The sequence below is a fragment of the Silanimonas sp. genome (genome assembly GCF_044377035.1).
Taxonomy (GTDB): Bacteria; Pseudomonadota; Gammaproteobacteria; order Xanthomonadales; family Xanthomonadaceae; genus Silanimonas.
In genome coordinates this window covers 60,490-85,661 of record NZ_JBILJW010000013.1, presented here as the reverse complement: position 1 = coordinate 85,661, position 25,172 = coordinate 60,490, and the positions used below count along the sequence as shown (strand labels likewise).

Annotated in this window: 23 protein-coding genes and 1 riboswitch; of the genes, 9 read left to right on the top strand and 14 right to left on the bottom strand. The window is 70.5% G+C overall.

Going from position 1 to position 25,172, the window contains the following annotated elements:
* Positions 1 to 36: 36 nt before the first annotated feature.
* Positions 37 to 1,638 carry a 4Fe-4S dicluster domain-containing protein gene (locus tag ACIQ6S_RS09060; protein WP_397608072.1) on the bottom strand — a complete coding sequence of 534 codons (1,602 nt, stop codon included), beginning with the start codon at positions 1,636 to 1,638 and terminating at the stop codon, positions 37 to 39.
* Positions 1,639 to 1,780: 142 nt separating this feature from the next.
* On the opposite strand from ACIQ6S_RS09060, the gene ACIQ6S_RS09055 reads away from it, so the two are divergent.
* Positions 1,781 to 2,401: an alpha-ketoglutarate-dependent dioxygenase AlkB family protein gene (locus ACIQ6S_RS09055; protein WP_397608071.1), complete on the top strand. Its 621-nt coding sequence runs from the start codon at positions 1,781 to 1,783 to the stop codon at positions 2,399 to 2,401.
* On the opposite strand, the gene ACIQ6S_RS09050 is transcribed toward ACIQ6S_RS09055, so the two are convergent.
* Genes ACIQ6S_RS09050 through ACIQ6S_RS09040 form a run of 3 tightly spaced genes read right to left on the bottom strand, consistent with a single transcriptional unit; the run spans position 2,388 to position 6,732 of the window.
* Positions 2,388 to 3,164, bottom strand: coding sequence for a phosphoadenylyl-sulfate reductase (locus tag ACIQ6S_RS09050; protein ID WP_397608070.1), 777 nt, complete (start codon positions 3,162 to 3,164; stop codon positions 2,388 to 2,390). The two genes, ACIQ6S_RS09055 and ACIQ6S_RS09050, sit on opposite strands and share 14 nt — an antisense overlap.
* The gene (cysI, locus tag ACIQ6S_RS09045) at positions 3,161 to 4,858 is read right to left on the bottom strand and encodes an assimilatory sulfite reductase (NADPH) hemoprotein subunit (protein ID WP_397608069.1); all 1,698 of its coding nucleotides are present in this window, start codon (positions 4,856 to 4,858) and stop codon (positions 3,161 to 3,163) included. The genes ACIQ6S_RS09050 and cysI overlap by 4 nt, the downstream gene beginning before the upstream one ends.
* A complete protein-coding gene (locus ACIQ6S_RS09040; RefSeq protein ID WP_397608068.1) occupies positions 4,858 to 6,732 on the bottom strand; it encodes an assimilatory sulfite reductase (NADPH) flavoprotein subunit in 1,875 nt (624 codons plus the stop codon). Before ACIQ6S_RS09040 ends, cysI begins: the two co-directional genes overlap by 1 nt.
* A 213-nt stretch (positions 6,733 to 6,945) precedes the next feature.
* On the opposite strand from ACIQ6S_RS09040, the gene cysD reads away from it, so the two are divergent.
* Together cysD and cysC are read left to right on the top strand one after the other, a co-directional pair.
* A complete protein-coding gene (gene cysD, locus ACIQ6S_RS09035) occupies positions 6,946 to 7,845 on the top strand; it encodes a sulfate adenylyltransferase subunit CysD (RefSeq protein WP_397608067.1) in 900 nt (299 codons plus the stop codon).
* On the top strand, positions 7,845 to 9,758 hold the full coding sequence (gene cysC / locus ACIQ6S_RS09030; RefSeq protein ID WP_397608066.1) for an adenylyl-sulfate kinase: 1,914 nt from the start codon (positions 7,845 to 7,847) through the stop codon (positions 9,756 to 9,758). The genes cysD and cysC overlap by 1 nt, the downstream gene beginning before the upstream one ends.
* A gap of 5 nt (positions 9,759 to 9,763) precedes the next feature.
* Here the strand turns inward: cysC and pepQ are convergent, their stop codons facing one another.
* The 6 genes from pepQ to ACIQ6S_RS09000 form a co-directional block, all read right to left on the bottom strand.
* Positions 9,764 to 11,071 carry a Xaa-Pro dipeptidase gene (gene pepQ, locus ACIQ6S_RS09025; RefSeq protein ID WP_397608065.1) on the bottom strand — a complete coding sequence of 436 codons (1,308 nt, stop codon included), beginning with the start codon at positions 11,069 to 11,071 and terminating at the stop codon, positions 9,764 to 9,766.
* A gap of 40 nt (positions 11,072 to 11,111) precedes the next feature.
* Positions 11,112 to 12,134 (bottom strand): FAD:protein FMN transferase, encoded by a 1,023-nt coding sequence (locus ACIQ6S_RS09020; protein ID WP_397608064.1) that lies wholly within the window; start codon positions 12,132 to 12,134, stop codon positions 11,112 to 11,114.
* 29 nt (positions 12,135 to 12,163) lie between these two features.
* A complete protein-coding gene (locus ACIQ6S_RS09015; protein WP_397608063.1) occupies positions 12,164 to 12,523 on the bottom strand; it encodes a PilZ domain-containing protein in 360 nt (119 codons plus the stop codon).
* The gene (locus ACIQ6S_RS09010; RefSeq protein ID WP_397608062.1) at positions 12,520 to 14,898 is read right to left on the bottom strand and encodes a DUF1631 domain-containing protein; all 2,379 of its coding nucleotides are present in this window, start codon (positions 14,896 to 14,898) and stop codon (positions 12,520 to 12,522) included. The genes ACIQ6S_RS09015 and ACIQ6S_RS09010 overlap by 4 nt, the downstream gene beginning before the upstream one ends.
* Before the next feature lie 159 nt (positions 14,899 to 15,057).
* Positions 15,058 to 16,884: a TonB-dependent receptor domain-containing protein gene (locus ACIQ6S_RS09005; protein ID WP_397608061.1), complete on the bottom strand. Its 1,827-nt coding sequence runs from the start codon at positions 16,882 to 16,884 to the stop codon at positions 15,058 to 15,060.
* A 145-nt stretch (positions 16,885 to 17,029) separates the two neighbouring features.
* Positions 17,030 to 17,212: riboswitch (cobalamin riboswitch) on the bottom strand.
* A 23-nt stretch (positions 17,213 to 17,235) separates the two neighbouring features.
* Complete coding sequence (locus ACIQ6S_RS09000; protein WP_397572357.1) at positions 17,236 to 17,418, bottom strand: CPXCG motif-containing cysteine-rich protein; 183 nt, start codon at positions 17,416 to 17,418, stop codon at positions 17,236 to 17,238.
* Between the two features lie 60 nt (positions 17,419 to 17,478).
* Between ACIQ6S_RS09000 and cobT the strand changes: the two genes are divergently transcribed.
* From cobT to ACIQ6S_RS08985, 3 genes are read left to right on the top strand one after another with little or no spacing between them, the layout of a single operon-like run.
* Positions 17,479 to 18,594, top strand: coding sequence for a nicotinate-nucleotide--dimethylbenzimidazole phosphoribosyltransferase (gene cobT / locus ACIQ6S_RS08995; RefSeq protein ID WP_397608060.1), 1,116 nt, complete (start codon positions 17,479 to 17,481; stop codon positions 18,592 to 18,594).
* A complete protein-coding gene (cobS, locus tag ACIQ6S_RS08990; RefSeq protein WP_397608059.1) occupies positions 18,591 to 19,418 on the top strand; it encodes an adenosylcobinamide-GDP ribazoletransferase in 828 nt (275 codons plus the stop codon). The genes cobT and cobS overlap by 4 nt, the downstream gene beginning before the upstream one ends.
* Before the next feature lie 28 nt (positions 19,419 to 19,446).
* Complete coding sequence (locus ACIQ6S_RS08985) at positions 19,447 to 20,022, top strand: histidine phosphatase family protein (protein ID WP_397608058.1); 576 nt, start codon at positions 19,447 to 19,449, stop codon at positions 20,020 to 20,022.
* 18 nt (positions 20,023 to 20,040) lie between these two features.
* Here the strand turns inward: ACIQ6S_RS08985 and hemW are convergent, their stop codons facing one another.
* Genes hemW through rph form a run of 4 tightly spaced genes read right to left on the bottom strand, consistent with a single transcriptional unit; the run spans position 20,041 to position 23,022 of the window.
* Positions 20,041 to 21,273, bottom strand: a complete 1,233-nt coding sequence (hemW, locus tag ACIQ6S_RS08980) for a radical SAM family heme chaperone HemW (protein ID WP_397608057.1) — start codon at positions 21,271 to 21,273, stop codon at positions 20,041 to 20,043.
* Positions 21,274 to 21,276: 3 nt separating this feature from the next.
* Positions 21,277 to 21,891, bottom strand: coding sequence for an RdgB/HAM1 family non-canonical purine NTP pyrophosphatase (gene rdgB, locus ACIQ6S_RS08975; RefSeq protein WP_397608056.1), 615 nt, complete (start codon positions 21,889 to 21,891; stop codon positions 21,277 to 21,279).
* Positions 21,888 to 22,295: a VOC family protein gene (locus ACIQ6S_RS08970; RefSeq protein WP_397608055.1), complete on the bottom strand. Its 408-nt coding sequence runs from the start codon at positions 22,293 to 22,295 to the stop codon at positions 21,888 to 21,890. Before ACIQ6S_RS08970 ends, rdgB begins: the two co-directional genes overlap by 4 nt.
* Positions 22,296 to 22,305: 10 nt before the next feature.
* Entirely contained in the window at positions 22,306 to 23,022 is a 717-nt protein-coding gene (rph, locus tag ACIQ6S_RS08965) for a ribonuclease PH (protein WP_297875613.1), read from the bottom strand.
* 76 nt (positions 23,023 to 23,098) lie between these two features.
* Here rph and ACIQ6S_RS08960 point away from each other — a divergent pair, with 76 nt between their 5' ends.
* The 3 genes from ACIQ6S_RS08960 to rpoZ all read left to right on the top strand — a co-directional run bounded on the left by ACIQ6S_RS08960 (position 23,099) and on the right by rpoZ (position 25,071).
* On the top strand, positions 23,099 to 23,962 hold the full coding sequence (locus ACIQ6S_RS08960) for a YicC/YloC family endoribonuclease (protein ID WP_397608054.1): 864 nt from the start codon (positions 23,099 to 23,101) through the stop codon (positions 23,960 to 23,962).
* A 19-nt stretch (positions 23,963 to 23,981) separates the two neighbouring features.
* Complete coding sequence (gene gmk, locus ACIQ6S_RS08955; protein ID WP_397572365.1) at positions 23,982 to 24,629, top strand: guanylate kinase; 648 nt, start codon at positions 23,982 to 23,984, stop codon at positions 24,627 to 24,629.
* A gap of 145 nt (positions 24,630 to 24,774) precedes the next feature.
* Positions 24,775 to 25,071 carry a DNA-directed RNA polymerase subunit omega gene (gene rpoZ, locus ACIQ6S_RS08950; protein WP_397572366.1) on the top strand — a complete coding sequence of 99 codons (297 nt, stop codon included), beginning with the start codon at positions 24,775 to 24,777 and terminating at the stop codon, positions 25,069 to 25,071.
* The last annotated feature ends 101 nt before the right edge of the window (positions 25,072 to 25,172 follow it).

Sequence of the window (25,172 nt, the reverse complement as noted above, 5' to 3'; positions counted from 1 at the left end):
GTTGATCGGGGGCCCGTGTCCGTGGCCCCGAGGGGGTTAAAGATTCTGGTAGTTCGGGCCAGCGGCGCCTTCCGGCGTCACCCAGTCGATGATCTGGTAAGGGTCCTTGATGTCGCAGGTCTTGCAGTGCACGCAGTTCGCCGCGTTGATCTGCAGGCGCGAGCCCGCGTCGTCCTTGACGATCTCGTAGACGCCGGCCGGGCAGAAGCGCGTGCAGGGGTTGCCGTATTCCTCCGCGCACTTCGTGATGCAGACATTGGTGTCGGCCACGCGCAGGTGCACCGGCTGGTCCTCGTCATGCTCGGTCGCGGCGAAGTAGACACCGGCCAGGCGATCGCGCGGGGCGAGGCTGCGCTCGACGTAGTCGCGCTTCGGTGTTTCCTGCTGCGAGAGCTTCGTCAACGAACTCCAGTCCGGCGCGACCTTCAGCGTCCACGGCGAGGCGCCGCCGGTGACCGTCTCCCAGCCCGAGTTCACGAGGCCAAACAGGAGGCCCTTCTTGAAGCCGGGCTTGAAGTTGCGGACCTTCTTCAGTTCCGCGTACGCCGGCGAGGCTCGCAGCGCGGCGTCGAAGCCATCAGAGATCGCGCCCTTCGTAGCGACGTGGTCGGCGGCGAGCATGCCGCTGCGGATCGCCTGATGGACGCCCTTGATCTTCGGCACGTTGACGAGGCCGGCGTCGCAGCCAATCAGGATCGCGCCCGGCATTTCGGTCTTCGGCAGGCTCTGGTAGCCGCCGGTGACGATGGCGCGCGCGCCGGCCGACAGGATGGTGCCGCCCTCGAGCAGCGACTTGACCGACGGGTGGTGCTTCCACTGCTGGAAGGCCTCGTGCGGCTGGTAGTTCGGGTCGCGGTAGTCGAGGCCCGAGACGTAGCCCAGCGCGATGCGGTTTTCGGTCAGGTGGTAGAGGAAGCTGCCGCCGTAAGTGCGCGAATCCGCCGGCCAGCCAAGGCTGTGCACGATCTTGCCGGGCGTGACGCGCCCCGCGGGCACCTGCCAGAGTTCCTTGATGCCGATCGAGTAGCTCTGCGGGTCGCACTCGGCGTCGAGCGCGTACTGCTTGATCAGGCGCTTGGCGAGGTGGCCGCGCGCGCCCTCGGCGAGCACGGTCAGCTTGGCGCGGATGTCGATACCCTGCGTGTAGCTGTGCTTGTGCGAGCCGTCCTTCGCCACGCCCATGTCGCCGATGCGCACGCCGACCACGCGGCCCTCCTCGACCAGCGCCTCCGAGGCCGCGAAGCCGGGGTAGATCTCGACGCCCAGCGCCTCGGCCTGCGGGGCCAGCCACGCGCACGTGGCGCCCAGCGAGACGATGAAGTTGCCGTGGTTCGCCATCTTCGGCGGCACTACCGGGAACTTGACGCCGCCGGTCTTGGTGAGGAACCAGAACTCGTCCTCGGTGGCCGGCACGCAGATCGGCGGGGGGTTATCGCGCCAGCCGGGCAGCAGCTCGTCCAGCGGGCCGGGTTCGATCACCGCGCCGGAGAGCACCTGCGCACCGATGGTCGAAGCCTTTTCGATCACGCAGACGGTCGTTTCCGGCGACTTCTGCTTCAGGCGGATGGCAAACGACAGGCCGGCGGGGCCGGCACCGACGACGACGACGTCGTACTCCATCACATCGCGTTCGGACATGGATCCTGACTCCGGAAGACGGGGGGGCGGGGGCGCCGCCAAGCCCGGCATTGTCGCCGGGGGAGGGGGGGGCTGTCATGGCGGCGGCGCGAAGGCGGTGCCGTCACGCCCCTGCGGCGATCCCACCCGCCAGAATCGCGGCATGCACGCCGGCCTCGACCTGTTTTCCGACGATCCCCGCCCCCCGGAGGGGCCCTGGGAGGGCCGGGTCGAGGCTCGGCCGGGGTGGTTGCCGTCGGATCGGGCCGCGGCCTTGGCGGGCCGGCTGGCGGACGAGGTGCCCTGGACGGTCCACCGCATCCGGATGTTCGGGCGCTGGGTGGATTCGCCCCGCCTGAGCTGCTGGATGGGCGATCCGGGGACGCGCTACCGCTATTCCGGTGCCCTGTTCGAGCCGGAACCCTGGCATCCGGCGATCGAGGCCCTGCTGCCGCGCCTCGAGGCGGTGTGTGGCGCGCGCTTCAACAGCGTGCTGTTGAACCGGTACCGCGACGGCAGCGATTCGATGGGTTGGCACAGCGACGACGAACCGGAACTCGGGCCCGAGCCGGTGATCGCCTCACTCAGCCTCGGCGTGGAGCGCCGATTCCTGATGCGGATGAAGAACGACCACGCCACCAAGGCCGAGTTCCGATTGCGTGACGGCGACCTGCTGGTGATGCGTGGTGACTGCCAGCGCGTGGCGCAGCACGCGCTGCCGAAGATGGCGGGCGTGAAGGGGGAACGGATCAACCTGACGTTTCGCTGGGTCAACCTGCGCTGAGCTCGTGCAGCCCGCACTCGCGCTTGAGGCCGAAGAAGCGCGTGGCCGCGTCATCGACGTCCGCCGACAGCGGGCGCGTGGTGTGCACGTCGCCGATCGACACGTAGCCCTGCTCCCACAGCGGATGCCACGGGAGCGCGTGGGCCTTCAGATAGGCGCCGATGTCGCGGTCGGTCCAGTCGATGACGGGATGCAGCTTCCAGCGGGTGCCGGCGCGTTCCAGCACGCGGCGGTGTTCGCGCGTGCCGGCTTGGCTGCGGCGCAATCCGGCGATCCACAACGTCGCGCCGAGGCCGTCGAGCGCGCGCTGCATCGGCTCCACTTTGCGAAGGCGGTTGTAGCGCTCGATGCCGTCGAGGCCGTGCTCCCACAGTTTGCCGTGACGCGCTTCGAACCAGGCCGGGGAGTCGTCGGCCCGCGCCACGTGCAGGTTCAGCGCGAGGCGGCGGGTGAGCTCATCGGCGAAACGGTAGGTCTCCGGGAACAGATAGCCGGTGTCGACCAACACCACCGGCAACTCCGGCGCCTGCCGCGTGACGAGATGCAGCACGGCGGCGGACTGCGCGCCGAAGCTGGTCGAGAGCACGGCGCGGCCCGGTGCGTTCGCCAGTGCCCACGCGAGCCGCGCATCGGCGTCGAGGCATTCCAGCCACGCGTTCAGCGTGTCGAGGGCGGCGTCATCAGCCCAGGCCTCGGCAAGCGAGGTGGGGGCACGCCATGTGGCGTCCACCGCAGCGCGCGAGGGTGTGCCGTCCGCACTCATTCCAACACCAGCGGGATCGGGCCGGGTTTCGGCGCGACGACACCGCTGCGCACGAGGAAATCGCCGAAGCGTTCGTCCGCGCGGCGGTCTGCGGCATAGGCCGCGATGAGCGGTTCGAGCGCGGCAAGGATCTGCGCTTCGTCGACGTTCTCGCGGTACAGCGCGTTCAGGCGTGCGCCGCGATGGTCGGCGCCGAGCATCAGGTTGTAGCGGCCGGGTGCTTTGCCGACGAGTGCGATTTCGCCGAGGAAGGGCCGCGAGCAGCCGTTGGGGCAGCCGCTGATGCGCAGGTGGATGTCGGCCTCATTCACCCCGTGGCGATCCAGCAGCGCCTGCACGCGTTCGACGAAGGCGGGCAGGTAGCGCTCGGCCTCGGCCATGGCCAGCGCGCAGGTGGGCAGCGCCACGCAGGCGAGCGCGTTCAAGGCGAGCGGCTTGGCGCGGCGGAACTGGTCGAGCCCATAGGTCGTCACCAGCGCGTCGACGCTCGCGCGCCGGGCCGGCGACAGCCCAGCGATGACGAGGTTCTGGTTCGGCGTCAGGCGGAACTCGCCCTCCCCGGCCTCCAGCAGGGCCTGCGCGACCGCGCGCAGGCCGGTTTGCCACAGCCCCGCGTCGCCGTCCTGCACGCGGCCGGCGGTGATGCGCAGCGTCAGGTGCGCACGGCCGTCTTCGCCCTCGACCCAGCCGAAGCGGTCGCCGTTGTGGGTGAAGGCCAGCGGCTTCGGGGGTGCGAGCGTGACGCCGCTGCGCTGCTCCACCTCGGCGCGGAAGGCGTCGAGCCCGACGCGGTCGATCGTGTACTTGAGCCGCGCGTGCTTGCGCACGGTGCGGTTGCCGAGGTCGCGCTGCGCGGTGACGACGGCGGTGGCCACCGGGATCAGCTGCTCGGGCGTGATGAAGCCCAGCGGGTCGGCGAGGCGCGGGTAGGTCTCGGCATCGCCGTGCGTGCTCCCCATGCCGCCGCCGACGAGCACGGTGTAGCCGGTCAGCACGTCGCCATCGAGGTGGGCGACGAAGCCAAGATCCTGCGCGAACACATCGACGTCGTTGGTCGGCGGGATGGCGAAGCCGATCTTGAACTTGCGCGGAAGGTAGGTGCTGCCATAGATCGGCTCGGCGGCCGGGTCGCCGCCGGCCACGCGCTCCTCGTCCAGCCAGATCTCGTAGTAGGCGCGGGTGTTCGGCAGCAGGTGCTCGGAGAGGGCCGCGGCCTGCGCGTACACGGTGGCGTGCGCCGCCGAGACCTGCGGGTTCGCCGCGACGGCCACGTTGCGGTTGACGTCGCCGCAGGCGGCGAGGGTGTCGATCAGCGCGGCATTGATGGCCTTCATCGTGGCCTTCAGCTCGCGCTTGATGACGCCGTGGAACTGCACGGCCTGGCGCGTGGTGATGCGCAGGCCGCGCTCGGCGAAGTCGTTCGCCACGCCGTCGAGCTTCAGCCACTGCGTAGGCGTGAGCACGCCGCCCGGCGTGCGGGTGCGGATCATGAAGCTGTAGGCCGGCTCGAGCTTGGCGACGCGGCGCTCCTCGCGCAGGTCGCGGTCGTCCTGCTGGTAGCTGCCGTGGTACTTGATGAGGATCTGATCGTCGTCGCGCAGGGCGCCGGTGATCGGATCAGCGAGGCTGGCCTCGAGCGTGCCGCGCAGGCCGGCGCTCTGGCGCTTGATGTCTTCGACGGAATGCGTGGCCATCAGTAAACGTCCCGGGCGTAGCGGGCGGTGCGTTCCAGCCCGGTGAAGTAGTCGGTGGCGGCATCACGATCGAGGCCGCCATGCTGCTGCGCGATGGCGAGCAGGGTGGCGTGCACGTCCTTGGCCATGCGCGTGGCGTCGCCGCAGACGTAGAGGTGCGCGCCGTCCTGCAGCCAGCGCCAGAGCTCGGCACCTTGCTCGGCGAGCCGGTGCTGCACGTAGGTCTTTGTGGCGCCATCGCGCGAGAAGGCGAGGTCGAGGCGGTGCAGCTGCCCGGCCTTCAGCGCCTTCTGCCATTCCACCTGGTAGAGGAAATCGGTGCGGAAGTGCGGGTTGCCGAACACCAGCCAGTTCCCGCCGCTCGCGCCCGTGGCCGCGCGGTGCTGCACGAAACCACGGAAGGGCGCCACGCCGGTGCCCGGCCCGATCATGATCACGTCGCGCGAGGCATCGGTAGGCAGGCGGAAGCGTTCGTTGCGTTCGATGAAGAGCCGCGCGGTGTCGCCTTCCTTGAGCGTCGCGAGGTAATGCGAGGCCGCGCCGTAGCGCAGGCCGTCGCGGCCTTCGAAGACTTCGTGGCCCACGGTGAGATGCAGCTCGTCGCCGACGGCCTCGCGGCTGGAGGCGATGGAGTAGAGCCGCGGGGCCAGCGGGCGAAGCGAGCGGATCAGATCGTCGGCCGTCCACGCCGCCGGGTGCTCGGCCAGCAGGTCGAGCAGCGGCGTGGTTTGCAGCAGGGCGGTGGCGGCGCTGGCGTCGGACAGCGCGGCGGCGAGCTTCGCGCTGTCGCTGCGCTCCGCGTGCGCCTTCAGCAGCGGGCGGTGCAGGCGGGTGAGTTCGCGGCGCTCGCCCAGCCAGCGGCGCAGCGGCAAGGTGTCGGCGCCTTGCGTCACCGCGGTGTCGCCATCGAGGCCGGCGGCTTCGAGGATCGCCTCGACCAGCGCGGGCGCCTGCACCGGCCACACGCCCGCGGCGTCGCCCGGCGTGTAGTCGAGCGTCGTCGGGTCGATGGCGAACTCGAGATGGCGTGTGTCGCGGTCGCTGCCGCGGCCGGTGAGGCGGGTGTTGGCCAGCAGTTCTGCGGCCACCGGGGCGTCGCGGGTCGCAGCGGCGCTCGAAGGTGTGAGCGAACCGCTCGTCTCGACCAGCGCGGCGCGCAGGCCCGGTGCGACGGGCGCCTCGCCATTCGACGCCGGTCGCAGGGCTTCCAACGCCCGCACCACGTCGGCGCGCCACGGTGTGGCAACGGTGTCGATGTCGACGTCTGCCTCGCCCAGCGCAGTGAGGCGTGTGCCGCCGAGTTCGGCCAGGCGCGCGTCGAGCACGCGGCCGATCTCGCAGAACTTCGCATAGCTCGAGTCGCCGAGGCCCAGCACGGCGAAGCGCAGGCCATCGAGCTTCGGCGCGCGCCGCCCCAGCAGGTGTTCGACGAAGCCGCGGGCATCGTCCGGGGGATCGCCGTCGCCCTGCGTGCTGATGACGACGACCAACTGCGTTTCGCGCTTGAGCTCGGCCAGCGGGTAGGCGTCGGCGCGCAGCAGGCGGGCCTTCAAGCCTTGTGCGCCGGCTTCCGACAGCAGGGACTCGGCCGCGCGCTTTGCATTGCCGGTCTGGCTGCCGTAGACGATCGTGAGCGTGTCGACGGCCGCGTCTGCCGTCGTGCCGGCCGCAGGCAGGCCGGGCAGGGCGGTGGCGCCGCTCAGCACCGGATCGATGCCGCGCGCCTGCGGGGCGGCGAGCCCGGCCAGGTAGCCGGACACCCACCACAGCGTGGCCGGGTCGAGGCCTTCGGTCAGGCGCTGCAGCAGGGCGCGCCTTTCGACGTCGAGCGGCAACGGGGAGGTGGCGGGAGGCGGGGACAGCGGAAGCGACATGGGCGCGGCTTGGGCCAGAGCGAGAGCGCAGTCTGGTTCCCGCCTTGGTCGTGCCGGAAAGCGAAACCCGGCATAGGGTGATAACCGCGGTGCATGTGCCGCGGCCGTCGCTCGCGGGGCATAGGGAGATAACGGCCGGGCATTTCCGGCGAGGGCGACGGCATTTCGATACTGCGCCCCATCGGGCACCGCCCCCTCCTTCGACGTCGCCCCATGGCCCTGTCCCACCTCGACCGCCTCGAAGCGGAGAGCCTGCACATCCTCCGCGAGGTGGCGGCGCAGTTCCGCAATCCGGTGCTGCTGTACTCCATCGGCAAGGACAGCACGGTGCTCCTGCACCTGTTGAAGAAAGCCTTCTATCCCGCGCCGCCGCCGATCCCGCTGCTGCACATCGACAGCACCTTCGAGTTCCGCCAGACCTACGAATTCCGCGACCAGGTGCCCGACCGCCTCGACGTCGAGCTGCGCGTGCACATCAATGAGGACGGGCTGAAGGCCGGCATCAACCCCTTCATCCACGGCGCGGCCGTGCACACCGACGTGATGCGCACGCAGGGCCTGCGGCAGGCGCTGGCGCGCGGCGGCTACGACTGCGCGATCGGCGGTGCGCGTCGCGACGAGGAGAAATCGCGGGCGAAGGAGCGCGTCTTCAGCTTCCGCGATGCCCACCAGCGCTGGGACCCGAAGGCGCAGCGCCCGGAGTTCTGGGACCTCTACAACGGCCGCATCCACAAGGGCGAGAGCGTTCGCGCCTTCCCGATCTCGAACTGGACCGAGCTCGACGTGTGGCTCTACATCCTGCGCGAGGGCATCGAACTGCCGCCGCTGTACTTCGCCGAGACGCGTCCCGTGGTCGAGCGCGACGGCACCCTGATCATGGTCGACGACGAACGCCTGCCGCTGCGCCCCGGCGAGCGGCCGGCGGAGAAGAAGGTGCGCTTCCGCACGCTGGGCTGCTACCCGCTCACCGGTGGCATCGAATCCGAGGCGGATTCCGTCGAAGCCATCGTCGAGGAATTGCTCGTGGCCACGACCTCCGAACGCCAGGGCCGCGTGATCGACCACGACCCGAACAGCTCGATGGAGCTGAAGAAACTCGAGGGTTACTTCTGATGGACGGCACGCCCGCTTACCGATTGCCCGATGACGACGGCCTGCCCGGGCCGCGCCCCGACGCGCGTCGCGCGCTGGCCGACCACGAAGCCCTGCCGCAGCTGCGCTTCATCACCTGCGGCAGCGTCGACGACGGCAAGAGCACGCTGATCGGCCGCCTGCTGCACGACAGCGGCAGTCTCGCCGACGACCAGCTCACTACGCTCGCCAAGGACAGCGCGCGCATCGGCACGCAGGGCGGCGCGCTGGACTTCGCCCTGCTGGTGGACGGCCTCGAGGCCGAGCGCGAGCAGGGCATCACCATCGACGTGGCCTACCGCTATTTCTCCAGCCCGCGGCGGCGTTTCGTGGTGGCCGATTGCCCCGGCCATGAGCAGTACACGCGGAACATGGCCACCGGTGCCTCCACCGCCGACGCGGCCGTCGTGCTGGTCGATGCGCGCAAGGGCGTTCTGGCGCAGACGCGTCGTCATTCGCGCATCGTCCGCCTGCTCGGGATCACCCGCGTGGTGCTGGCCGTGAACAAGATGGACCTCGCGGGCTGGGACGAGGCGCGTTTCAAGGCCATCGTGGCCGACTACCGCGTGCTGGCCGACGAACTCGGCTTCGCGGAGGTGCAGGCCATTCCGCTGTCCGCCCTGCACGGCGACAACGTGCTGGCCCGTTCGGCGCAGACGCCGTGGTTCCACGGCAAGCCGCTGCTGCCGGCGCTGGAGGCCTTGCCCGCGCGCAGCCCATCGAGCGACAGCGGCTTCGTGCTGCCGGTGCAGTGGGTGAACCGCCCGCACCAGGATTTCCGCGGCTTCGTCGGCACGCCGGTGCGCGGTCGCGTGCGCGTGGGCGACGCGGTGCAGGTGCTGCCGGCCGGCACCCGCGCCACCGTCGCGCGCGTCATCGGCCCTGGCCGCGAGCTTGTCGAAGCGGAGGCCGGGCAGCCGGTGACCCTGGTGTTCAACGAGGAGGTCGATGTTTCGCGTGGCGATGTGATCGTCGGTATCGACCACGCGCCGTCCGCGGTCGATCGCCTGCGCGCCGACCTCGTGTGGCTCGACGCCACGCCGCTGCGGCCCGGCCAGCGCTATGCGCTGCGCGTGGGCCCGAAGCAGGCCGTGGCCACGGTCGCGGCCATCGAGCATCTGCGCGACATCCACAGCGGCGGCACGCACGGTGTGGACGCGCTGGCCTTGAACAGCATCGGCCGCGTCGAACTGAGCCTCGACCAGCCGCTGCCACTCGCGTCGTTCGCCGACGGCGACGCGCTGGGCCGCTTCATCCTTGTGGACCGCGCAACGAACGCGACAGCCGGCGCCGGTCTCGTCATCGAGCCCATCGCGCGCGGCAGCGAACGCGCCTACGCGCAAGCCTTCAGCGTTGGACCCACTGAGCGCGCGAAGGCCAAGGGCCAGCACGCGCGCTGCGTGTGGCTCACCGGGCTTTCGGGCGCCGGCAAGAGCACGCTTGCCGATGCACTGGAACGCCGCCTGCACGCCGAGGGCCGCCACACCATGCTGCTGGATGGTGACAACGTCCGCGGCGGTCTTTCGAAAGACCTTGGCTTCGCGCCCGAGGATCGCCGCGAGCACGTGCGGCGTTTGGGCGAAGTGGCGAAGCTGATGGTCGACGCCGGCCTGGTGGTCATCGTCAGCGCCATCTCGCCCTTCCGCGCCGATCGGGACGCCGTGCGCGCGCGCTTCGCGCCCGGCGAGTTCATCGAGGTCTTCGTCGACGCCTCACCCGAGACCTGCGCAGCGCGTGACCCGAAGGGGCTGTACGCCAAGGCGAAAGCGGGTGGCCTCAGCCACGCCATCGGCGTGGGTGGCGACTACGAGGCGCCGGAGCGCCCGGAGGTGCATGTCATCACCGACGCGGCCGATGTCGAAGGCCTCGTCGCGAGGGTGCTGGCCGCGCTGTAAGGCGCTCAGCCCTCCGCGAACGCATCCCGCGTGATGTTCTCCGGTGCGCCCTCGGTGCACACGACTTCGTCCTCGATGCGCACGCCGCCATAGGGCGTCAGCGCGTCGACCTGGTCCCAGTCCACGGCCTTGGCGTGCGGGCCGGCCTTCAGCTTCGCCAGCAGCGTCGGAATGAAGTACAGGCCCGGCTCGATGGTGACGACCATGCCGGGGCCCAGCACGCGCGTGGTGCGCAGGTAGGGGTGGCCGGTGGGGCGCGGGATCTCGTTGCCGTTGGCATCGTGGCGGCCGGCGACGTCGTGCACCTGCAAGCCGATCGGGTGGCCGAGGCCGTGCGGGAAGAACACGCTGGTCACGCCTTCGCTCACCATCGCGCCCGGATCCATGTCGACGATGCTGGCGTTGCGCAGCACGCTGCCGAGGCGCAGGTGGCATCCGAGGTGCAGGTCGCGGTAGTCGGCGCCGTTGCGCACCATGCCGCACAGCGCCTGCTGCTCGTCGTCGACAGCGGCGATGAGGTCGGCGAAGGCGCCGTCGTGCGCGGCGTAAGTGCGGGTGATGTCGGAGGCGTAGCCGTCCACCTCGGCACCGGCGTCGATGAGGAAGCTCAGCGGCTTCGCAGGGCGCTCCGGCGACTGGTACTGGTAGTGCAGCACCGCGGCGTGGGCATTGAGGCCGATGATGTTGGTGTAGGGCAGGTCGAGGTCGCCGTGGCCGGTGGCCTCGAGGTAGGCGCGGTGGATCTCCAGCTCGGAGCCGCCGGCGCGGAACGCGGCTTCGGCGGCGCGATGGCCCTTCACCGCGCGGCGCTGCGCGCGGCGCATGCGGTCGAGCTCGTAGGCGGTCTTGTAGCCGCGCTGGTAGTGCAACTCGTCGAGCAGCACCTTCGGGTTGTTGGGCACCACGCCGTCGAGCGCGGCATCGGCCTCGCCGACGATGGCCACGCGGCCGCGCGGCAGGTGCGCCGCGGCATCCGTCGGTTCACGAAGGATGCGGATGTCGAAGTGTTCGACCCAGAAGCCTTCCGGCGGCGACGGCGGCACGTGCCAGTAGTCGTCGGGCTGGTAGTAGGCGAGTACCGGCTTCGAACCGGGCGTGTAGGCGATCCAGCTGTGCGGGTGCTGCTGCAGGGGCACCCAGTGCTTGAAGTGCGGGTTCGGCTTGAACGGGTAGGGACGGTCGTCGAGGAACTGGTACTTCTCCACGCCCGACGCGATGACGAGGTGGTCGAAGCCGGCCTTGGCCAGCGCGGCGTCGCTGCGCTGCTTCAGGAGGGCGAGGTGCTCGGCGTACAGGCTGGACATGGCGGTCATCGAAGGCGGCGTCGAAGTGCCGATTGTGCCGCAGCGCCCGTCAACGCGTGCCGCAGTCCGCGCCCGAATCGACGCGCGCGGCCTCGGGCATCGAACGCTCCCACTGGAACCGTGCGGCCATCCCGCGGGTGATCCACGCCCGGCCCTTCGCATCCACGAGCAGCGCGCAGCCCAGCGCCATGCCGCGCACCGTGCGCTCGAAGGCCTCCGGACCCGCCACCATCAGGACCGTGGCCGCCGCGTCCGCCACCACCGGATCGGGGTGCAGCACGGCGCTCAAGCGAGCGCCGACGGCGGGGCGACCCGTGCGCGGATCGAGGATGTGCGGCCAGCGTTCGCCCTCGGGCGACTCGCGGTACTTCGCGTAGCGCCCCGAACTCATGAAGGCCTCGCCATCGTGCAAGGCCACGCCGCCGAGCACGCCGCCCTCGCCGTCGTCGAGGCCGACGCGCCACGCCGCGCCCTGGTTGTCGCCGAGCGCCAGCACGTCGCCGCCGAGGTTCATCAGCGCGTGCTCGACGCCGATCGCACGCAACGTGGCCGCGCCTTCCTCCAGTGCGAGGCCCTCGGCCATGGCGTTGAAGTCCAGTTGCAACGCCGGCGTGGCGCTGGTGCAGCGCCAGTCGGCATCGCAGCGCAGATCGTCGAGGGAATCGGGGCGCGCGGCCCACGCCACCAGCGCCGCGTCGACGGGCGGCGGCGTGCGGATCGGGTAGCTGCTGGTGTGGAAGCCCCAGGCCGCGACGAGCCGGCCGACGCCGGGATCAAAGGCCCTGCCGCTCGATGGGACGAGCGGCCGGCTGCGAGTGATGAGTTCCTGCAGCGCGAGCGGGGCCGCGGCCTCACCCCGCGCAGCGAGCGCCTCGTTGAAGGTCGTGAGGGCAGAGGGTTCCCAGGCGTGCCAGTCGCGCTCGCGCTGTTGCCAGTGTGCGCCGAGCGCCCGCAGGGCTTCGATGCGGCGCGTCTCGTCGGTGCCTGCAGGAAGCTGCAGCTCGGCCGTGCTGCCGAACACCGGCCACGCGTCGCGCGAAGGCGCGGCAGGCGTGCAGGCGACGAGACCCAACAGGGCCGCGCCGAGCAGCGCGGCACGGTTCAGACGTAGTCGCTGCCGGGCTGGTCGACCCACTGCCGGATGTGTTCCAGCGAGTTCGCGGCGACGTCGATGAAGCGGAAGCCCGCCCAGACCTGGCCCGGCGCGGCGGCGTCGTCCTGCCAGAGTTCGTGCGCGCCGACCTCGACCTCCAGCGGGCGTCCGCCGCCCACGGGCAGGTCGAAGCGCAGCTGGTAGAGCGCGTCCGCGCAGGGCTGCGCGCTGAGGATCAGCAGCACGCCGGATTCCGACAGGTTGCCGATCTTGCCGACGACCTGCTCGGTCATGTTGTCGATCACTGCGATGTCGTGCGTCGCGCGGCGACGCTTGGCGCGGCGATACTCGCTGTGCGGGCCGGTCATGCCACGGCCTCCTTCAGCCTGGTGCCGCCGAAGCCGGAGAGCGTCTTCATCACGGCCCCCCAAGCGCGATCCAGCAGGCTCACCTTCGCCTCCTCCTCCACCAGCCTCGCCTGGCCGTTCGCCATCTGGATGGCGAGGTGCTCGATGCTCTGGTCGCCGATCTTCTGGCCGCGGTGGTTCACGAACATCGCCGTGCCGCTCACCGGCGAATACCACGAGAGGCGGCGGCGCACGCGGTCGCCCTGCGCGTTGGTGACGAATTCGAACCAGGTGCCGAAGGCCAGCGTCTTGATCTGCGCGACGCGGGCCAGCACCTCCGGCGTGAGCTGCTCGGGCTTCGGCTTCGCCGGCTTCTCGGTGGTGCCGAGGCGGTTCGCCGACTTCATCCGCATCAGCAATTCGGTGCGGCTGGCGGCGTCGTCGACGGCGGCCTCGGTGGCCGGCGCGATCAGGCGCTTGGCGATCGCGTCGGATTCCGCCTCGTGGTAACCCACCTGGCGCAGCGATTCGGCGACTTCCTTCTGGAGTGCCGGTGCCTCGGCTTCCGCGGCGGCGGCGCCGGGCTTCGCGAGGTTGACGAGCTTCTTCGCCGTTTCGAGTTGCTGCGTCCACGCCGGCGACTCTTCGCCGTGGCGCAGGGACGTCAGGGCCATCACGTCGGTCCACGCCTGGTTCAACAGCGTGCGCGTGAAGACCGGCAGCTCGCTGCCCTCGGTGATTTCCTTGACCGCGTCGGCGGCGCGGTCGCGCGCCTGCGCAAGCCGCTCCTTGCCGCGTGCGGCTTCGACGTGGCGGCGCTCGGCCACTTCGGCCTTGCGCGCGATCGTCTGCAGGTGCGAGCTCAGGTCCTTCAGCAGCGACTCGAACAGCGACATGTCGCCGTCGAAGTCGCGCAAGGTGCGGTCGACCAGGCCCTGCATCTTGCCGACCAACGCGCCGTCGGCGTCGTCGTCACCGAGCCAGTAGGCGCCGGTTTCGGCCACGGCGTTGAGCATCTGCCGCGCCGGGTGGTGGCTGTCGTTGAAGAAGCGCTTGTCGGAAAGCGCCACGCGAAGCAGCGGCACCTGCAGCTTGGTGAGCAGGGTCGACGCCTGGCTGCTCGGGCGGACGTCCTTGACCAGTTCGTCGAACAGCATGCCGACGAGGTCGAAGGTGTCGTTGTCCTCGTCCGGCAGCACCGGCGATTCGCCGGCCGGCGCGCTGCGGCGCAGCTGGGCGAGCAGGTCCTGCTTCAGGTGGGCGACGGTGCGCGGCACGATGCGGCCGCCCATGTTCACCGAGGTCGCGGTGCTCGGTTGCAGCAGGCTGAGGGCGTGCTGCACTTCCTGCGGCGCGGGCTGGTGCACGGGGCCGGTCGGTGCCGCCTGCGCGCCGCCACCCGAGAGCTTCGACAGCATCGAGCGCCGCGAAGTCAGCAGGTCGCGGATCTGGTCGAACTCGGGCAGTTGCACCGGGGATGCCGAGGGCGCCGCGGGCGCCCAGGCCGCGGCCTCGCCCGGCAGGAGCCAAGGCAGCGGCGCTTCGGCTTCGCCGCCTTCGCGCGCCATGGCCGGTGGCTGGCCTGTCGTGCGGCCGTAAGCGGGCATCTGGCCCGTGCTGCGGCCATGGGCCGGGGTCTGCGCCGTGGTGCGCGCGTCCGGCGGTTCGACCGGCTTGGGCGCGGCGTCGCCTTCGACCGGCTTGGCGTCCGCGGGCCTCGACGCAGCGCGGGCCTGCGGCGCCGTCGGGCTGCGGAACGGCATGTACTGCAGCCCCGGCAGAACGCCGTGCTTGATCAGGTGGTTGTTCAGCGCTTCGAGCAGGCGGCCGTACTCGGCGAGCATCTGGCGCTCGAACAAGCGGTACAGCAGCACCCGGTGTTCGGAAGAGATCTCGAGGTTCGCCGCGGCGAGGCGCAGGATCTTGCACAGCGTCTGCGGCCCGACCGGCAGGGCTTCCGCATCGAAGGCCGGCTTGCCGGCCAGAACGCCGAAGCGCTGGCCGAGCAGGTAGATCGGAAGGCTGTGGCGCATCTCGATGCGGCTGCCGATCTCGGCCAGCGTCGTCGATTCGTCCATCTCCGAGGCTTCGATCAACGACAGCTCGGCCATGCTGCGCTGCGTGGCGCGCTCGGCCTCGGTAGCGCTCGGTTCGCGGATGGCGGCCAGTTGCGCTTCGACGCCCTGCAGGAAGCGGGGAACCAGATCGGGGCGGGTGCGACGGACCGTGCGCAGGGTTTCCAGCCAGCGCACCTGGATGTTGTTGCTGCGGGCCTGCTCGGCGTTGTTGAACGCCTGCTGCTCGAACTCGTTCAGCGCCCCAGTGAGCTCACGCTCGAACGCATCGGCCGCCAGTTCGTAGAACCCCTGCAGGATCTGCCGCACCTTGCGGGGCAAGCTGCTTTTGGAAAGGCTGGCAGGGGAATTCGAGCTGGAGGCCGCTGGGCCGGGCATGCGCAAGTCCCATTGCGAATAGTCAATGAAACTGAATATAGCAGGCAGGCCGGAGCCTCGCCGCCCCCTGTGGGACGGCGAGGTGAAGGTCGCGGGCGGGGTTCAGCGACCGGGGCGCCAGGCCAGCTCGACGAGCAGGCTGCGCTCCGGGGGGGCGAAGCCGCTGGCCAGGGTGTAGCGGCGGTCAAGCAGGTTCTCGAGCCGCGCGCGCAACGCCCAGTCCGGCCCAAGATCGGCCTCGGCCCTCAGGTCGAAGCGCGTATAGCCCCCGAGTGGGCCGTCGAAGTCCTGCCGTCGCGAGGCCGCGGTGGCGTCCAGTCCGAAGCGCAGCCCGTCGTTCGCAGGCAGGTCGAAGCTGAGCGCGGCCTTGCGGGGTGCGCGGCGCAACAGCGGCGCGCCCGTGACGGCGTTCTCGGCGCGCTGCCAGCCGACGTTGCCGCGGATGCCGAGGCGGCCCAGCGTCCAGCGGCCGTCCAACTCCACGCCATCCAGCCGCGCCTGGTTGATGTTGGTCGCGCCGAAGGTGGGTCCGGCGAAAGCGATCAGGTCGGTCACCCGGCTGCGGTAGGCGGAAAGCTCGAGCCCGCCGTCCTCGCCCTGCCAGCCGAGCCCGAGCTCGGCGCTGCGCGAGCGTTCCGGGTCAAGGTTCGGATTGCCAGCGAAGAAGCCGCCGAAGCCCGGCGAGTACAACTCGTTGGTGTTCGGGGCCCGGAAGCCCTGGCCCCAGCTTGCCCGCAGGCGCCAGCCGTCGCCGAAGGCCAAGCCCCAAGCCACCTGCGCGGTGGTCGCCTGACCGAACTGGCTGTTGTCGTCGCGGCGCGCGGCGAGGTCCCATTGCTGGGCGCCGATGGCACCGCGCCATGCGGTGAACACGCCCGTGTTGTGGCGGCTGCGGTCGTAGACGATGGCATTGGCCGCGTTGCGGGACAGCGCGTCCTCGTCCACGCGGTTGAGGCCGAACAGCAGGGCCTGGCCGTCCGCCAGCGCGAGGTCGTGCAGCCAGTCCGCCGAGCGGCGACGGCTTTCGAAACGGCTGCCGAAACTCGAGCGCGTGCGGAGGTCTTCGCGCGCTTCACCGAGCGCGAGGCTGTGCGACCAGCGCGCCGCCAGCGGGCCACCTAGGGTGGCGCCGCCGCTCACCGAGTGCGACTCCGTCAAGCCGCGATCGAACTCGACGTCGGCCACGGTCGAGAGCAGGTTCACCCCGACGGCCTGCGTGCCGAGCGTGGTGCGGCCGCCGAGGCTCAGGTGGCGATTGCGGAAGCCATCGCGGTCCGGGTCGAAACCGAAGCTCGACGGCGTGCTGACGTTGTAGCCCTCCGCGTCCTGCACGCCACCGCCGATGCCGAAGCTGCCGCGCTCGCCGGAGACGCCCCATTGCGCGGCGCTTTCGACGCGCTGGAAGCTGCCGAGTCGCACCTGGGCGCCGCGCTCTCCGGGGTCGCGGGTGAAGATCTGGATGACGCCGCCGATGGCGTCCGAACCCCACAGCGCCGCGCGTGGGCCGCGCACGATCTCGATGCGTTCGATGCGGTCCAGCGGCAGGTTCGCGAGGTCGTATTGGCCTTGCTGTACCGAGTTCACGCGCACGCCGTCGATCAACACGAGCGTGTGGTTGGAGTTGCCGCCGCGCAGGAACAACGTGGACAGCGACCCGGGGCCGCCGGTGCGCGACACGTCGATGCCGGCTTGGCGGGCGAGCAGGTCGATCAGGTCGGGAGCCTGCGCCTGCTCGATGGCGGAACGGTCGAGCACGGTGGTCGCGGCCAGTCCGCGCGCGATCGGCGTCGGCGAACGGGTGGCGGTGACGACGATGGTGTCGAGGGTTTCGGCGCCGCCGCTGGCGTCGGCGGACGATGTCGGCGCGGAAACGACGATGGGAGCGGCAACCGCCAGCGCGAGGCCGGCGGCGAGGGAAGAACGGTTCATGGACATCCTTGGTTTTTGCAGCGCACACCCGCGGGAGGCGCGAGCGGGAACGCAAGGACGTCGATCGGCCGCGACGAAGCGAGGCCGAGCCCACGCCTCGCTGCCCACCGCAGCGCGCCATGACCGCCCACGCGCCCGGGATGTGGCGCGTCGACGGTCTGAAGGCCGGTCTCCGGACTCTCCGCTTGCGATGCGTGGCGCATCGCGGCCTGCCGCCTTCCCAGGGCTAGCCCCAGTGGCGATCTGGCAGGTGGTTGGCGGATTACCGTTGCGGGGGCAGTGCCGGATTCACACCGGCTTCCCGAACACCTTCAGCGTGGCGGAGTGTAGCGGATTCGTGAAGGCCTCGGCTCACTCGTCGTCGCGGAATACCCGCAGCCGTCCTCCGCGGGCACCGGGGCGCAGCTCGAACTCGATCGGCCGGCAGCACACCTGACAGTCCTCGATGTAGCGCTGCGCCTCGTCGGTCGTTTCGATCTCGACCTCGATGGGTTCGCCGCAGTACGGGCAGTCGATGGAGCGGGAACGCAGCATGGGAAAAACCTCCTTGGCGAACGATACTGCTCGGCCTGTTCCGTGTTCCGTGAAGTCCCGATGCCTGCCGAAGCCCCTCCGTCGAGCGCCGCCCCTGCCGCGTCGTTCACGCCGCCCACGCTGCCTCGTATCGAGGTCGATGGTGACCTCGCGCGCCGGGTACGCCACGCGCTCGACAACAAGACCAAACCGCCGGGATCCCTGGGCCGACTCGAGGACCTGGCGCTGCAGCTCGCCCTGGTGCAGGACTGCGTCGACCCGCGGGTGGCGCAGGCCGAGGTGCGCGTGTTCGCGGGGGACCACGGCGTGGTCGCCGAGGGCGTCTCGCCGTACCCACAGGCCGTCACTGCGCAGATGGTGGCGAACTTCCTCGCCGGGGGCGCCGCCATCAGCGTGCTCGCGCGGCAGTTCGATGCGCGCCTTGCGGTCGTTGATGCCGGCGTGGCCTCGGTGCTGGCCGACCATCCGATGCTGCTCTCGCGCCGCATCGCCAACGGCACGGCCAACTTCGCCAACGGGCCGGCGATGGGCGCCCCGCAGGCCGTCGCCGCTCTGGAAGCGGGCGTCGCGATCGGCCGCGGCTTGGCCGCGCAGTCGGTGCTGGTGCTTGGCGAGATGGGCATCGGCAACACCACCAGCGCCGCTGCGATCATGGCAGCGCTCACGGGGGAATCACCGTCCGATTGCGTCGGCCGTGGCACGGGCGTTGATGATGCGGGCCTGACGCGCAAGGCCAAGGTCGTCGCCCGAGCGCTGAAGGCGAACAATCTCGCCGCGCACACAGAGCGTCCAATCGTCGGTACGTCGGATGGCGCGCTGCGCGTGCTCGCCGCGGTCGGTGGCTTCGAGATCGCGATGATGGCCGGCGCACTGCTTGGCGCCGGTTCGGTTCGGGCCCTTGTCGTGGTCGATGGCTTCATTGCGACCGCGGCGGCGGCGCTCGCCCTCGCCATCGACCCCGCGATCAAGCCTTTCCTGGTGTTCGCGCACGTGTCGGCCGAGGCGCCCCATGCGCGTTGGCTGGCCCAGCTCGACGCCGAGCCCCTGCTGGCGCTCGGCCTGCGCTTGGGAGAGGGCAGTGGTGCGATCCTCGCGCTGCCCCTGCTTCGAGCGGCTTGCGCCCTGCTGGCCGAGATGGCCACGTTTGACAGCGCCGGCGTCTCGGATCGCGCGTGAACGTCGAGTCGAATGACGCCGCGCCGCTGGGCGTGTTCCGCCGCGAGTGGCGCGCGTTCTGGCTGGCGGTGCAGTTCTTTACCCGCCTTCCTACGCCGCACTTCGAGGGCTTTCACCCCGAGTGGTTGAACGACGCGGCGAAATGGTTCCCGGCCGTTGGCCTGATCGTCGGGGGGCTGAGCGCCGCGACCCTGTGGGGGGCCGCCCAGGTGCTCCCGATGCCGATCGCAGCGGGCTTGGCGCTGGCCGTGGGTGCCATCGTCACTGGGGCGTTCCACGAGGACGGCCTTGCCGACACCTTCGATGCGCTGGGCGGCCATGTCGATCGCGCGAAGGCGCTCGTGATCATGAAGGACTCTCGTCTTGGCAGTTACGGCGCGCTTGCCCTGCTGCTGGTCACCGGCCTGCGTTGGGCGGCGTTGGCAGCCTTGCCACTGGTGGTTGCGGTGCCGGCGCTATTGGCCGCGCACGTCGTGGCACGCGGCGGCGCGACGGTCCTGATGGCCCGGCTGGATTACGTGCGCGATGACGACGGGAAGAGCAAGCCGCTCGCCGTCGCCCTCGGGCCACTCGGGCTCGTCGTGGCGCTGGGGCTGTCGGTGCTCCCGCTGTTGGCCTTTACGACCAGCGAGCCAGCAGCGTGGCCACTGTGGGGAGCTGGTGCGGCGGCCGTCGCCGCGGTGCATGCCTGGTGCGCCCGCTGGTATCGCCGGCGCTTGGGCGGCTTTACCGGCGACACCCTCGGCTGTGCTGAACAATTGGGCGAAACCGCCTTCCTTCTGGCTTGTGTCGCGATGCTGCCCCTGCTGCCCTGGTTTGCCTAAGTCTGTGTCGACCCGCCGACCTCCGCCGTTGATCGCCATCCGCCACACGCCGGTGAAAGGCGGGCAGGGCGTCTGCTACGGCCACAGTGACTTGCCCGTGCATTCGCGCGATGTCAGCGACGCGGCACGCCGACTACGCCTTGCCCTTCCGGATTGGCCCATCGCGAGCAGCCCGCTCTCGCGTGCCCGTGAACTGGCCGAAGCCACCGCGCGGGCCTTCCGCATCGAGGTCCAACCCTCGCGCGGCGTGCCGCCCACCCCTTGGCCGACGGCGAAGGCGCGGTCTGACGTGCGCCGGATCCGGTTCGACGAGCGCCTCGCCGAACTGCATTTCGGGCAGTGGGAATCCCAGCCTTGGCACGCCATCGATCGTGGTGCCTTGGATGCCTGGGCGGCGGATCCCACCGGCTATCGCATGCCGGACGGTGAGCGTTACCTCGATCTGGAAGCGCGCGTGGCGGCGGCGCTTGAGGAACACCGCGAACCGACGCTGTGGTTCACGCATGCGGGCGTGATCCGTGCGCTTCACCACCTCATCAGCGGCATCGACCGCGACGAGGCCCTGCGCATGCCTGTGCCCTACGCCACGCCGATCCGCTTCTGAGCCAGAGCGCCCGCGGCGTCAGTCCTTCAGGAACAGGCTGACCAGATCGTTGTTGAAGTTGCGGCCCTGCGCGGTGAGCGCATAGACCTCGCCATTGCCTTCGAGCCAGCCGCGGTCTTCGGCCATCACGATCTCGCCGGCGATCGCGCGGCGCGACAGGCCGGTGGCCTGCTCGAACTCGGTGAGCGCGAACGGGGCATGCAGGCGCAGTCGGTTGAGCATGTAGTCGAAGGGGCGCGCCGGCATCAGCACGTCCTCGTCGCCGCCGATGTGCGCTCCCTCCGGCGATCCAATGGCAAGGGCGGCGAGGTACTCGCGCGGGTTCTTCTTCTTCCAGCGGCGCAGGATGCGGCCGTCGTGGCCGAAGCTGATCTTGCCGTGCGCGCCGGCACCGATGCCGAGGTAGTCGGCATAGGTCCAGTAGTTGAGGTTGTGGCGGCTCTGCCGGCCGGGCTTCGCGTAGGCTGAGATTTCGTAGTGGCCGAAACCGGCTTCCGCGACCCGCTGCTGGCAGGCCTCCTGCATCGCCCACGCGTCGTCTTCATCCGGCAGGCCCTCGGGCGGGCGCGCGGCGAAGACGGTGTTGGGCTCCATCGTCAGGTGGTAGTGCGAGAGGTGCGCCGGCTGCAGGGCGACCGCGCGCTCGACGTCGTGCAGCGCCATCGCCATCGTCTGGTTCGGCAGTGCGTACATCAGGTCGATGTTGAGGTTGTCGAGGCCGGCGTCCTGCGCCAGCTTCACCGCGCGCTCCGCCTCCCCGCTGTCGTGGATGCGGCCGAGGGCCCGCAAACAGCCGTCGTCGAAGCTCTGCACGCCGAAGCTCAAGCGGTTCACGCCGGCGGCGCGATAGCCCTCGAAGCGGTCGAACTCGGCCGTGCCCGGATTGCATTCCAGTGTCACTTCCGCGCCCGGTGCGAAGCGCAGGCGCGCACTGCAGGCCGCGAGGATGTCGTTGATGGCCGAGGCGGGGAACAGGCTGGGCGTGCCACCGCCGAAGAACACGCTGTGCACCGTGCGGCCCCAGACGTTCGGCAGGTCGAACTCGAGGTCGCGCACCAGCGCGGCGACGTACTCGGCCACCGGGAGTTCCTGCGGCCGCTGGTGCGAGTTGAAGTCGCAGTACGGGCACTTCCGCACGCACCAAGGGATGTGGATGTAGAGCGCCAGCGGGCCCGGCACGAGGGCCGGGGCGGTGTCGTGCGCGCGGTCATGCGCGCAGTCGGGGGTGCAGTGCTCGCCGTGCGCGTGCATGGGTCAGCCGCCGGCCGCGCCGCGCGCGATCCAGTCCGCCAGTCGGGCCTTGAGCACGGCCAATGCCCGGCCACGGTGGCTGATCGGGTTCTTCTGCTCGGGCGGCATCTCGCCGGCCCCGAGCCCGGTGGCCGGGTCGAAGAACACGGGGTCGTAGCCGAAGCCGCCGTCACCGCGCGGCGCGTCGAGGATCAGGCCCGGCCATTCGCCTTCAGCGATGAGTGGTTGCGGGTCCTCGGCGTGGCGCAGCAGCACGAGGCAGCAATAGAAGCGCGCCGTGCGGCGTTCCGTCGGCACGCCCTGCAGTTCGCCGAGCAGTTTGGCGATATTGCCCGCCGCGTCGCCGTGCACGCCGGCGTAGTGCGCGCTGATGAGGCCCGGCGCGCCGCCGAGCGCATCGACGATCAGGCCGGAGTCGTCGGCCAGCGCGGGGAGGCCGGAAAGCCTCGACGCGTTGCGCGCCTTGATCAGCGCGTTCTCGACGAAGGTGTGGCCGTCCTCGACCGGATCCGCGATGCCCAGCGCGCCCTGCGGCACGAGTTCGAGCCCGGCGCCGGCCAGCAGCTCGCCGAGTTCGGCGAGCTTGCCCTTGTTGCCGCTGGCGAGGACCACCTTCATGCCTGCGCTCCGCCAATGGCTGGCTGGATCAGGTCCCAGCGGTTTCCGTAGCGGTCGATGAAGACCACCACCTTGCCGTAGGGCTCGTCGCGCGGGGTTTCCGCGAAACGCACGCCGCGGGCGGTCATCGCCGCGTGGTCGCGGTCGAAATCATCGGTGTGCAGGAAGAAGCCGACGCGCCCGCCGGTCTGGTCGCCGATGCGGGTCTTTTGCGCTTCCGTCGCGGCCTTCGCCAGCAGCACGCGGCACTGCGAGGTGGGCGAGGGCGTCACTTCCACCCAGCGCTTGCCGTTGCCGCGGTCCTCGTCGCAGACGAGCGTGAAGCCAAGATCATCGACGTAGTGGCGGATGGCGGTGTCGTAATCGTCGACGACGAGCGCGAAGAGGGCGAGGTGGCGGTTCATTCGGGAGTGTTCAGCCCGCCAGCGCCGCGCGCTGCGCAGCGACCAGCTCGGCGATGCCCTTCTCGGCCAAAGCCAGCATCGCGTCCATCTCGCTGCGGCGGAAGGCATGGCCCTCGGCGGTGCCTTGCACCTCGATGAAACCACCGCCGTCGTTCATCACCACGTTCATGTCGGTATCGCAGTCGCTGTCTTCGGCGTAGTCGAGGTCGAGCACCGGTTCGCCGCGGTAGATGCCCACCGAGACCGCCGCCACGGCGCCGAAGATCGGGTTGCGCGAGGTCTTCAGCGTCGAGACCGCATCCACCAGGGCCACGTAGGCGCCGGTGATCGCCGCGGTGCGCGTGCCGCCGTCGGCCTGCAGCACGTCGCAGTCGAGCGTGATGGTGCGTTCGCCCAGTGCGTTGCGATCCACGCAGGCCCGCAGGCTGCGGCCGATCAGGCGCTGGATCTCCAGCGTGCGGCCGCCCTGCTTGCCCTGGGCTGCCTCGCGGCCCATGCGCGAGTTGGTCGAGCGCGGCAGCATGCCGTACTCGGCGGTGATCCAGCCTTCGCCCTTGCCGCGCAGGAAGCCCGGCACGCGCTCCTCGACGCTGGCGGTGCAGAGCACCTTGGTGTCGCCGAAGCTCACCAGCACCGAGCCTTCGGCGTGCTTGGTGTAGCGGCGCTCGATGCGGACCTCGCGCATCTGGTCGGGTTGGCGGCCACTGGGGCGGGCGATGACGGTCATGGTGCGGGCCGGTGGTGGCGAAAGGGCGCGGAGTTTACCATCCGCGTCCCTGCCGCCCGCCGCGCGAGCCACCCGCATGATCCGCAGCATGACCGCCTTCGCCGCGGTCGAACGCGCCACCGCCGCCGGCACGCTCGCCCTCGAGCTGCGTGCGGTGAACCATCGCTACCTCGAACTCTCCCTGCGCCTGCCGGACGAACTGCGCGTGCTGGAGCCGATGCTGCGCGAGAAGATCGCCGCCAAGATCTCGCGCGGAAAGCTCGACCTCGGCCTTCGCCTGCGCAGCAGCGGCGACGCCCTTCGCCCGCTGAGCGTGAACGAGGCGCGCCTGCAACAGCTCACCGAGCTGCACGCCACCTTCGCCGCGCGCTTCAGCACGCTGGAAACCAGCTTCACCGACCTGCTCGCCTTCCCCGGCGTCCTGGCCGATGCCGGCACCGACATGGACGCCCTGCGCGCCGAGGCCGCCGCGCTGGCCGACGCGCTGCTGGCCGACTTCCTCGCCCATCGCGAACGCGAGGGCAAGGCGCTCGCCGCGTTGATCGAGGAGCGCCTGAAGGCCATCGAAGCGATCATCGCCACCGTGCGCGGCGTCCTTCCGGAGCTGCGCAGCGCGATCCGCCAGCGCATCGAGACCCGCTTCGGCGAACTGAAGGTCGAGGTCGATCCGGCCCGCCTCGAGCAGGAACTCGTCCTGCTGCTGCAGCGCGCCGACGTCGACGAGGAGCTCGACCGCCTCGCCACCCACGTGGTCGAGGCCCGCCATGCCATGAAGCGCGGCGAGGCCGTTGGCCGCCGCCTCGATTTCCTGCTGCAGGAGTTCAACCGCGAGGCGAACACGCTGGGCTCGAAGGCCGTCGACGCCCGCTTGACCCAGGCCTCGGTCGAACTGAAGGTGCTGATCGAGCAGGTCCGCGAACAAGTGCAGAACATCGAGTGAGGCCGGAGGCCCGCCCCGCATGAGCCACCCCAACGCCCCCGTCGAACGCGGCACCCTGTTCGTCGTCGCCGCGCCCTCCGGCGCCGGCAAGTCGAGCATGGTCAACGCCGTCCTCGCCCGCGAACCGGGCATCGCCCTGTCGATCAGCTACACCTCGCGCGCGCCCCGCCCCGGCGAACGCCACGCCCACCACTACCACTTCGTCGACAAGGCCGAGTTCGAGCGGATGATCGCCGCCGGCGACTTCTTCGAATACGCGCTGGTGCACGGCGACTACAAGGGCACGGCCCGGCAGTCGGTCGAGCCGCAGCTGGCTGCGGGCAAGGACGTGCTGCTCGAGATCGACTGGCAGGGCGCCCGCCAGGTCCGGCAGAAGATCCCCGACGCAGTCAGCGTCTTCATCCTGCCGCCGTCCACCGACACCCTCGAGACCCGCATGCGCAACCGCGGGCAGGACAGCGAGGCGGTCATCGCCCAGCGTCTCGCCGCCGCGCAGGAGGAGATGTCGCACGCGTCCGAGTTCGACTACTGGATCGTCAACGAGCACTTCGACACGGCGGCCAACGAGCTGCGTTCGATCTTCATCGCCCACCGCCTGCGGCGTGAGGCCCAGGCGCGTCGTCACGCCGGCCTGTTCGCCGGGCTGATGGCGGGCTACGAGCCTTGATCCCCTGCAAGTCGTTGATCTGATTGGTGGGTCGGTAGGCTCGTTCAGGCCCGGGCGGGGATTTTCCTTGCCCGCCGGCGGCCCGCCCGCTATCCTGCGCGGTCTTTGAAGGCAGGCCCGTCGGCCCGCCGCGCCGGAGTACCGCATGGCCCGCATCACCGTTGAAGATTGCCTGGACGTCGTGAACAACCGCTTCGAGCTGGTCGTTCTGGCCTCGAAGCGCGCCCGCCAGCTGGCCAAGGGTGCCGAGCCGACCCTCGACAACAGCGAGCACGAAGACAAGCCGACCGTGCTGGCCCTGCGCGAGATCGCCGCCCGCCACATCGACGAAGCGCTGATCGAGCAGGTCGAGAAGGCCGAGCGCGAGCGCCGCGAGCGCGAAGCCCTCGAGTGGGCCGCCGCCGAGGTGGTGGACGACGACATGAAGGGCGGCGACGACTGATCCACGTCGTCATCCCGACCCTCGCGCGGCCTTCCGCCGCGTGAACCGAGGCCCGCTCCGGCGGGCCTTGTCGTTTCCGCGGTGTTGCCGCCCCCGGGGCC

What these genes read in the sequence shown, in the direction of transcription:
- ACIQ6S_RS09005 (WP_397608061.1), bottom strand. Translation starts at nt 16,884, where the DNA reads ATGAACCGTTCTTCCCTCGCCGCCGGCCTCGCGCTGGCGGTTGCCGCT.
- ACIQ6S_RS09015 (WP_397608063.1), bottom strand. Translation starts at nt 12,523, where the DNA reads ATGACCGGCCCGCACAGCGAGTATCGCCGCGCCAAGCGTCGCCGCGCG.
- gmk (WP_397572365.1), top strand. Translation starts at nt 23,982, where the DNA reads ATGAGCCACCCCAACGCCCCCGTCGAACGCGGCACCCTGTTCGTCGTC.
- ACIQ6S_RS09000 (WP_397572357.1), bottom strand. Translation starts at nt 17,418, where the DNA reads ATGCTGCGTTCCCGCTCCATCGACTGCCCGTACTGCGGCGAACCCATC.
- ACIQ6S_RS09060 (WP_397608072.1), bottom strand. Translation starts at nt 1,638, where the DNA reads ATGTCCGAACGCGATGTGATGGAGTACGACGTCGTCGTCGTCGGTGCC.
- ACIQ6S_RS08960 (WP_397608054.1), top strand. Translation starts at nt 23,099, where the DNA reads ATGATCCGCAGCATGACCGCCTTCGCCGCGGTCGAACGCGCCACCGCC.
- ACIQ6S_RS09050 (WP_397608070.1), bottom strand. Translation starts at nt 3,164, where the DNA reads ATGAGTGCGGACGGCACACCCTCGCGCGCTGCGGTGGACGCCACATGG.
- pepQ (WP_397608065.1), bottom strand. Translation starts at nt 11,071, where the DNA reads ATGACCGCCATGTCCAGCCTGTACGCCGAGCACCTCGCCCTCCTGAAG.
- cobT (WP_397608060.1), top strand. Translation starts at nt 17,479, where the DNA reads ATGCCTGCCGAAGCCCCTCCGTCGAGCGCCGCCCCTGCCGCGTCGTTC.
- rpoZ (WP_397572366.1), top strand. Translation starts at nt 24,775, where the DNA reads ATGGCCCGCATCACCGTTGAAGATTGCCTGGACGTCGTGAACAACCGC.
- hemW (WP_397608057.1), bottom strand. Translation starts at nt 21,273, where the DNA reads ATGCACGCGCACGGCGAGCACTGCACCCCCGACTGCGCGCATGACCGC.
- cysI (WP_397608069.1), bottom strand. Translation starts at nt 4,858, where the DNA reads ATGGCCACGCATTCCGTCGAAGACATCAAGCGCCAGAGCGCCGGCCTG.
- ACIQ6S_RS09055 (WP_397608071.1), top strand. Translation starts at nt 1,781, where the DNA reads ATGCACGCCGGCCTCGACCTGTTTTCCGACGATCCCCGCCCCCCGGAG.
- rph (WP_297875613.1), bottom strand. Translation starts at nt 23,022, where the DNA reads ATGACCGTCATCGCCCGCCCCAGTGGCCGCCAACCCGACCAGATGCGC.
- ACIQ6S_RS09040 (WP_397608068.1), bottom strand. Translation starts at nt 6,732, where the DNA reads ATGTCGCTTCCGCTGTCCCCGCCTCCCGCCACCTCCCCGTTGCCGCTC.
- cysD (WP_397608067.1), top strand. Translation starts at nt 6,946, where the DNA reads ATGGCCCTGTCCCACCTCGACCGCCTCGAAGCGGAGAGCCTGCACATC.
- ACIQ6S_RS08970 (WP_397608055.1), bottom strand. Translation starts at nt 22,295, where the DNA reads ATGAACCGCCACCTCGCCCTCTTCGCGCTCGTCGTCGACGATTACGAC.
- rdgB (WP_397608056.1), bottom strand. Translation starts at nt 21,891, where the DNA reads ATGAAGGTGGTCCTCGCCAGCGGCAACAAGGGCAAGCTCGCCGAACTC.
- cysC (WP_397608066.1), top strand. Translation starts at nt 7,845, where the DNA reads ATGGACGGCACGCCCGCTTACCGATTGCCCGATGACGACGGCCTGCCC.